This window comes from Thermoplasmatales archaeon (assembly GCA_014361245.1).
Taxonomy (GTDB): domain Archaea; phylum Thermoplasmatota; class E2; order UBA202; family JdFR-43; genus JACIWB01.
Genome location: JACIWB010000049.1, coordinates 1 through 8435, shown reverse-complemented (window position 1 = coordinate 8435; position 8435 = coordinate 1). Strand labels below are relative to the sequence as shown.

Genomic DNA, 8435 nt, shown 5'->3' with positions numbered 1-8435 from the left:
CTTGTTCCGAGATTGCCACTGAATAAAGCATTTAAGGTAGCGGATGAAATATTAATGAGGAGCATAAAGGGAATTACAGAAATGATTACAAAGCCAGGCCTAGTAAATGTTGATTTTGCTGACCTTAGAACAATAATGAAGAGGGGCGGAGTTGCAATGATAGGACTCGGTGAATCTGATAGTGATAACAGATGCATAGATGCAGTAAATGAAGCATTGTCTTCGCCTTTGCTTGAAGTGGATATAAGCGATGCAACAGGAGCGCTTATAAATGTTATAGGCGGCGAGGACATGACAATAAAGGAGGCGGAGGGAGTTGTTGAGGAAGTTTATTCAAGGATAAATCCAGATGCAGTAATAATATGGGGAGCAGGAATAGACCAGAACCTTAAGGGAACAGTAAAAGTAATGATTGTTTTAACTGGAGTAAAATCAAAGCAGATATACGGGCCAGGCAAGGAAGAGGAGAAGCCATTTGGAATAGATATGATAAGATAATATGAATATCATAGAAAAATCCTTAGAAAAACAGAAGAAAATAGAAGAAATGCTTGGCAGATTGGGAAAGGGCAAGTATGGAAGGGTTTTACAGCTTGCATCCCATCCTGATGAAGATGAATATATGAAGACATCTCAATTAACAGCAATTGGAATATTTTTGATTGGATTTATTGGCTTTATAATAATGATACTTGCAACAGTTGTCGCCCCATGGATTGCTGAAAAAATAGGGTTATAAGATGCCAATATTTGCGGTAAAAACACAGGTTGGACAGGAAGAAAATGTTCTAAATTTGCTTGAAAAAGCGAGTAAAAGAAGTGGAAAAATATATGCTCTTGTTGCTCCAAAAGAACTGCGTGGCTATATATTTGTTGAAAGTGAGGATATAGATGTTATAAAAAGAATTGTAAGAAATATGAGATATGCAAGAGAAGTTCTTGAAAAGGAAGTAAATATAGAAGAAATAGAGCATTTCCTATTCCCTCCATCTGCTGTTGCAAAAATTGATGAAGGAATGATTGTTGAGCTTGTAAGCGGTCCTTTTAAGGGAGAGAAAGCAAAGGTAATAAGAGTTGATGATGCTAAGGAAGAAATAACAGTCGAGCTTCTTGATGCAATGGTTCCAATTCCAATTACTGTGAGAGGTGAGCAGGTAAGGGTTCTAAAGAAAAAGGAGGAATGAATATGGATGAAGTGGAAGTTCTTGTTGAAGGAGGAAAGGCGACGCCTGGCCCACCAATTGGGCCTGCACTGGGGCCGCTGGGAGTGAATGTTGTGGAAGTGGTGAATAGGATAAATGAAGTGACGAAGGATTTTAAAGGAATGAGAGTGCCTGTGAAAATAATCGTTGACCCGAAGACAAAAAAATACGAGCTTAAAGTTGGCACACCCCCAGCATCTGCACTTATTCTTAAAAAGGCAAATTTAGAAAAAGGAGGAGGAGATAAAATTGCTGGAAATATAACAATGAAGGATGTTGTTGAAATTGCAAAGATGAAAAAGAACGATATTCTTGGAAAGACATTGAAGGAAAAAGCGAAGGAAATAGTTGGGACATGTGTATCTATGAAGATAACTGTTGAAGGTATGAATGCCAAGGAAATAATAAAAAAGATAGATGCTGGAGAATTTGATTCCTTATTTAAAGGGGATTAAAGAATATTGCCTCAACCTCTTCCTCATTTTTATTTCCAGCTTTATCACATGCAATTACTTTTATTGTATGAGCTAAAATCAGTTTTTCATCGCATACCCATGAATATGGTGAGCTGTAATCTTCATTTTCCTTTACATTATCTATGTAAAATTCTACCTTCTGCATTCCATAGATATCGCTTGCAGTAACTTCAACTGTTATTTTTCCTATTACCACCGCCTTTCCTATAATTGGAATGATTCCTCTATCAAATATATACATCTTTCCTTTCTCTGGCCTATCTATTTTAACACTTGGCTTTGTATTATCAACTGTAAAGTTTCCAGAAATTGCAGAGCCAGAGTTATGAGAGTTATCTTGTGCAATCACCATTATAACATAGTTGCTTCCGTCATCAAGGCCAGCTGTATTCCATATGCATGAGCCATCATTTGCCTCATCGGTCGCTATATTTATCCAGAGTCCGCCGCCGTTCGGGCTATATTTTATTGTTATCTTTAGATTTGTGCCATCATAGTTATCTGTCGCATCCCATCTTATTGTAACATTTCCAGATAAGAATTCATTTCCGGATGGGAATATTATCTCAACTGATGGAGGACTTAAATCCCTTATCTCAAAATTATAGGATGAGGATTTATTTGAGTTATTTGATGAATCAATTGCATATATGAAGAAAGAATAGTTTCCAATCATGCTGTATGTTCTATTGCAGAAGAAAATGTTTCCGCTTCTATTTTCTATTATGCTGAAATTTTCATATGCTTCATTTGGATATGTTATGTTTAAGAATACATTGCTTACATTTATATTATCTGTAACAACGCATGAAATATTTAAATTGCTTCCAAAACTTCCCATAGATGGATATGAAATATTTTTTATTTCTGGAGCACTTAAATCCCTTATCTCAAAATTATAGGATATAGATTTATTTGAATTATTCGATGAATCAATTGCATATATGAAGAAAGAATAGTTGCCAATCATGCTGTATGTTCTATTGCTGAAGAAAATGTTTCCTGTTCTATTTTCTATTATGCTGAAATTTTCATATGCTTCATTTGGATATGTTATGTTTAAGAATACATTGCTCACATTTATATTATCTATAACAACACATGAAATTCTGACATATTTTCCAGCATCCTGCAGTGGAGGTGTGGCAACAACATCACTTATAGAAGGAGGTATATTATCATATTCTACCACCGTTAAATTTACTCTAATTGTTCCACTTCCTCCATTTGAAGTTATTGATATATTGCAGGAATATTCGCCAGTGCTCAAGCCAGCTGTATTTACAGTTATTTTTATATAATCATGCTCCCCAGATGATGATCCACTTGTTACATTTAAGGATAGCCATGTGCATGTTTCGCTCAAATTGTAATATAAAATACCATTTCCACTATTCCATATTTCAAGTGTTGATTCCGCAGTTACATTATGCAAAAGATTGAAATTAAAGTATGACGGGCTATAGGAAAGAGTGGGGGTAATTCTTCTTATTTCAAAAACTGAATTGCTTTCATCATATGCTGAATTGCTTGCATAATCATAAGCAACTACCTTAACTTTGCAATTTATTGAAGGATTATCCGGTATGAGCCATTCATAAATTCCATCATTTTCAGTTCCTATAACTATTGGATTATATGTTATTCCATTGTTTGCTGAATAATAAATGTTTATTGAGCTAACTCCATGATCATCTGTTGCATTCCATCTTATATTTTCAGTGTTTCCAACATATAATATTTCTCCTCCATTTGGATAAATAACCTGCACGCTTGGAGGAGTGCTGTCAGCATGAGTAACATTTACACTTCCATTTAAAATTGTTAAATCAGTTGTTCCATGAACTATCGGGTTTTCAATATTTATGTAGGATGAGCCAGTTCCTGTTGCTGTGAAGTTTATTATTGCAAATGTGCCTTCCTGCGTCCGGGTAGCGCTCGATACCGCCATTATGTAGCTTATCCTGCCAGCTGAATTGTCTATGGTGATGGTTAAATCTCCGAGCCATGTTTCGAACATGCCACCGTTGGTTACGCTGTTTGCCCTCAGCACAGATGGGTTAAAAGTAATGTTGCAAGCGGCCGATGAAATGGGAGAGGCAGGGGTTATATTTATTTTTACGGAAAATGAAGAATTCAGATTCACTGTTTGAGATGATGGCACCACTTCTATGGTGTGATTGCTATCTGCAACCGCTAAATTTAAATATGCTACAACAAGTATTGAGCAGATTATAAATTCTTTCTTCATTTTTCCACCTTTATTATGTAATATAAAACTCTATTTAAATTTTCACAAAATAAAAAAGAAGGAGGGGATTATTTTCCAGTTTTCTTTTCTTCCTTCTTCTCTGGCTTTTTCTCTTCTCCTTTGCTTCTTCTCTTCCATATTGCAAATACTGCTATTGCTATTATAATTAGGATTATTATTATTAGTAGATATAGCCATACATTTATTTTTTCAGCTTTTACCTCTATCTGTATTGTTTTTTCTTCGGCATCGCCATCGTTATCTCTTACAATCAATGTAACATTATATGTACCTTCTTTTTCATAGGCATGAATTGGATTTCTCTCATGGCTTATGTTTCCGTCTCCGAAGTCCCATGTATAATTAACTATTTCACCATCTTCATCTGTTGAGAGAGATGTAAAGTTAATATCTTCTTTTGGTTTTGGTTTATCTGGAGAATATGAAATTAATGCGGTTGGTGGCTTATTTCTTACTTCTATTATTTGCTGGGTTGAGCTTGTTGCATTCCTATCATCCCTTACAGTTAATCTAACTATATATGTTCCATTATCCGCATATTTATGAGTTGGGTTCTGCGCGTAGCTTTCGTTGCCATCTCCGAAATCCCATGTATAATTAACTATTTCACCATCTTCATCTGTTGAGCGGTCTGCAAATGTTATTGTATCTGTATCATATGGTTGAAGTGGGCTATATGTGAAGTTTGCAACAGGTGGCTTATTCTTTTGGATTGTAAATGAAAATGTTGATGTTGAGCCAACATTGCCAGCATTATCTAAGGCATAATATTCCACCACATGGTTTCCTTCAGATGAAACTGTATCGCTACCAGATGAGCCATATATTGTATAGGATGTTCCATCTACCTTGTACCTTATTTCTCTGACGCCTGAAACTGTATCTGAAGCAGTAAAGGTTATGATTACATCTGTTGTGTATTTCCCATCAACAATTGTGCCAGCTAATGAATGGCTTGCAGATGGTGGGCTTTTATCTATCTTCATGCTCACATTTTTCTCTGTTTCATTATTTTCTAAATTATCAATGCTATAATAATAAATTGTTGTTTGACCCTCATTTGAAACTGTAAATGGAGCAGTATATTCAATCCATGCACCAGTGCCAATCTTATAATATATCTTATCTACTCCACTTCCTTCATCATTTGCAGTTAAGTTAACAATCACATTGCTCCTATACCAGTTATTATCCCCTAGTGTGCCATCAAGTGTGGCAGAGCTTGTAGGTGGAGTCTCATCAATATAAACAACTAGAGAATTATGCTCTTCCTCATTTCCTAAATTATCAATGCTATAATAATAGATTGTACAATCCTCTGATATTGTAAATGGCCCAGTATATTCAGTCCAATTCACATTATCGAAGGAATACCAAATTCCTGCTACTCCTGATGCACAATCTGGATAATCTACTGCATTTAATGTTATTTCCGTAGATGAAGTTATCCAATGATTTGTTCCATCAGTATAATATGGCTCTCCAAATGTTAATGTTGTTACTGGCGGGCTATTATCTACTTTTACATCTATGCTCTTTGTTTCTTCAGCATTTCCAAGGTTATCGACTGCATAGTAATAAATTGTATGATTACACTCATCTGAAATTGTAAATGGCTCAGTATATTCAATTGCGGGCAAATCATCAATATAATAATATATCTTATCTACTCCGCTTCCTACATCAGTTGCAGTTAATGTTATTAGCGTGGATGAAGTTATCCAATGATGTATTCCATCAGTATAATATGGCTCTCCAAATGTTAATGTTGTTACTGGTGGGCTATTATCTACTTTTACATCTATGCTATTTGTTTCTTCAGCATTTCCAACATTATCGACTGCATAGTAATAAATTGTATGCTCACCATCTGGAACTGTAAATGGCTCAGTATATTCAATTGCGGGCAAATCATCAATATAATAATATATCTTATCTACTCCGCTTCCTACATCAGTTGCATTTAATGTTATTTGCGTGGATGAATTTATCCAGTGATTTGTTCCATCAGTATAATATGGCGTTCCGAATGTTAATGTTGTTTCTGGTGGAGTTAAATCCGCTTCAAGAATTGCATCCTGTGTAATGAAACAAAGATATGGAAAACTATCAACATTTGTAATTTTAACAACACTTTCTCCTGTTTTAATCGCCTCAAACTCTATCTTTGCCACAACTCCTGAACCATTCACTACTGAAATCGTTCCATTCCACTCCCATGCAACTATTCCTCCTACTCCATCATCTATTGGGAAGTAGGTAAAATTACTAAATAAACCGCCATTAGTTACATTTTGAGTACTAAAAATCTCTTTATCAAAAACCACATAAAAACCAATAATAGCTACTTCGCTCTCATTTGTATCAAGCCATATATCAACTGTTGTCTTATCTTTTGTTATGTTATATGAGGGTTCAATCCATAAATTGGCAGGATTTATATCTATACAAACATTTGCATTGTTGAAAATAAGAGAATAATTCCCGCCTTCTCCAACAACAAGGTTTGCTTCTTGAATGAAATTTATATATGCAATTCCAGCATCTTTTGCTTTAAATGTAATTTTTGCAAAAACTCCTCCATTAACTGACGAATTAGAAAGACCAAGAATATTATCTATCCTTCCATTCATATTATCTATTGTCCCATTGCTCGACAAAATATCGAACATTTCTCCATTTTCAACATTTATTGCTTCAAGGAGGGTTGCATCGAATTCCAGATAACATTGAACAATTAAAATGTTCTCTGCATCAACTACAATATCAACGGTGAATTCTTCGCTTTTATTAACTACTGTAAGAGAAGGTATTATACTTATTTCTGGTACATAAACATCTATATTAACTGTTGCAGTACTTGTTGCAACTCCATCAGATATTGTATATGTGAATGAATCTTCTCCATCATAATCTGGATCTGGAGTATAATAAACATAATCTCCATCTGTTGTAGCAGTTCCATGAGATGGTGTTGAAACAGATATGATATTTAATTCATCTCCATCTATATCATAGTCATTTGAAAGAACATCTATTTTAACATTAATATTTCTAGGTGTACTTGCGGAATCATCATTTGCAATAGGAGGATTATTTACTTCTAGAGAAATGTTATTGTATAAGGTTTCTCCTTCATTTATTGCAAAGGTATGAGTATATGGATCAAACCCTTCTTTAGTTACTTCTATTGTATAATCTCCTGGAGGCATTGTAAAGCTTGCATATCCATTTTCATCTGTCCAATTTACATTATAATAAGAATAATCCTCATTGTATATCTCTATATATGCATCTTCTATTGGATTTCCTTCAGTATCATTAACATATACTATTTTTGTTGCAGTCTCCTCCGCTAAAATATTTGGAAAATAGGAGAATAAAAGAATAAAGGAGAAAAAGAGGATTATTCCTTTCCTTGTATTTTTCTTCATCATTTGTTTTCACCTCTTTATCCAGTCCATTTCAGTATTAGCCTGTAGATATCACCCGCGTCTATCCTTCCACTGCCATCCAGATCATATCTCTGCACTTCCTCCCAATCTGGACTGGTTTCATCCTTGAACCAGTTTATAATTATGTAATATAAGTCAAGAGCATTTACCCTACCATCTCCATTGAAATCCTCTTCTATCGGTGGCACATAACAGCTTGCTTCATTTGTTGGCGCACCTTTTGCATTTCCTAGTTTATCTTCTGCATATGCATAGAACTGATAGTAGCCAGGTTTGTAGTAGCAGAATTCGCTTGGCTTGTAGATAAAGCTCCATGTATAATTGCCTGTTGCATTTCCATATTCCATCCAATCGCTCCAGCTCTCGCCATCGCTACTATATCTGAAGTATAATTTGATTAATTTAACTCCCGCAATCGCATCATCTGCATTTACTGTCACATCAAATGGCATTGTTTCATTGTTGCCTATTATTATGCTTGTTGTTGGCGCGGTATCGTCGATTATGAATTTCTGCTTGCCTTCCTCACTCGTCAATCCGCGCATATCTGTAGCTTTGAAGAACAGGTGATATATCTCACCCTCAATTAAGCCAAATTGAGATGGTGTAAAGCTTATGCTTCCATACCTAGCTCCATTGAAGCTTGTTGATTCATGCCATATTGAACCGTCAAAGCTCCAGTATATCTTATCCAGTCCAACATAGTTCTCTTCTGGCATATCTGTTGCATTGAGGTATATCGGTGTATCGCTCCTTATTGCATGACCAATTTCTCCATCAAGCTCTATTTCAATGTTTGGCTCTCCATATTCTTTTGTTATTTCTGGCGGTTCTCTATCAAGCACAACGAAGCATTCAGCATCATAAGTGCCATGATAATATGGAGGTGTTTCCATGTTGCCCAGGCAATCATAGGCAATGCTTATGAAGCGATACCATCCTCCTCCTTCTGGTGCATTGAAGCTTAAGGTTATATCTGGCACATCAAGGCGTTGTTCATATGGAATATCGAATGTTGCATATAGTTGCC

Annotated in this window: 7 protein-coding genes; 4 read left to right on the top strand and 3 right to left on the bottom strand. The window is 35.4% G+C overall.

Features of this window, described 5'->3' with window-relative positions; genetic code table 11:
- The 4 genes from H5T45_06725 to H5T45_06710 all read left to right on the top strand — a co-directional run.
- A partial coding sequence (locus H5T45_06725; protein ID MBC7129401.1) for a cell division protein FtsZ occupies positions 1-498 on the top strand: 498 nt, incomplete at its 5' end.
- A 1-nt stretch (position 499) separates the two neighbouring features.
- Positions 500-739, top strand: a complete 240-nt coding sequence (locus H5T45_06720; GenBank protein MBC7129400.1) for a protein translocase SEC61 complex subunit gamma — start codon at positions 500-502, stop codon at positions 737-739.
- Between the two features lies 1 nt (position 740).
- On the top strand, positions 741-1184 hold the full coding sequence (locus tag H5T45_06715; GenBank protein ID MBC7129399.1) for a transcription elongation factor Spt5: 444 nt from the start codon (positions 741-743) through the stop codon (positions 1182-1184).
- Positions 1181-1657 (top strand): 50S ribosomal protein L11, encoded by a 477-nt coding sequence (locus tag H5T45_06710; protein MBC7129398.1) that lies wholly within the window; start codon positions 1181-1183, stop codon positions 1655-1657. Before H5T45_06715 ends, H5T45_06710 begins: the two co-directional genes overlap by 4 nt.
- Here the strand turns inward: H5T45_06710 and H5T45_06705 are convergent.
- From H5T45_06705 to H5T45_06695, 3 genes are all read right to left on the bottom strand, one after another.
- Positions 1644-3929, bottom strand: coding sequence for a hypothetical protein (locus H5T45_06705; GenBank protein MBC7129397.1), 2286 nt, complete (start codon positions 3927-3929; stop codon positions 1644-1646). The two genes, H5T45_06710 and H5T45_06705, sit on opposite strands and share 14 nt — an antisense overlap.
- Positions 3930-3997: 68 nt before the next feature.
- The gene (locus H5T45_06700) at positions 3998-7387 is read right to left on the bottom strand and encodes a PKD domain-containing protein (GenBank protein MBC7129396.1); all 3390 of its coding nucleotides are present in this window, start codon (positions 7385-7387) and stop codon (positions 3998-4000) included.
- 14 nt (positions 7388-7401) lie between these two features.
- Positions 7402-8435, bottom strand: a 1034-nt coding sequence (locus H5T45_06695) for a hypothetical protein (GenBank protein MBC7129395.1), incomplete at its 5' end; no start/stop codon positions are given.

Excerpts from the sequence above, each read along its gene's own strand:
- H5T45_06715 (MBC7129399.1), top strand. The coding sequence starts at position 741 with ATGCCAATATTTGCGGTAAAAACACAGGTTGGACAGGAAGAAAATGTT.
- H5T45_06720 (MBC7129400.1), top strand. The coding sequence starts at position 500 with ATGAATATCATAGAAAAATCCTTAGAAAAACAGAAGAAAATAGAAGAA.
- H5T45_06700 (MBC7129396.1), bottom strand. The coding sequence starts at position 7,387 with ATGATGAAGAAAAATACAAGGAAAGGAATAATCCTCTTTTTCTCCTTT.
- H5T45_06710 (MBC7129398.1), top strand. The coding sequence starts at position 1,181 with ATGAATATGGATGAAGTGGAAGTTCTTGTTGAAGGAGGAAAGGCGACG.
- H5T45_06705 (MBC7129397.1), bottom strand. The coding sequence starts at position 3,929 with ATGAAGAAAGAATTTATAATCTGCTCAATACTTGTTGTAGCATATTTA.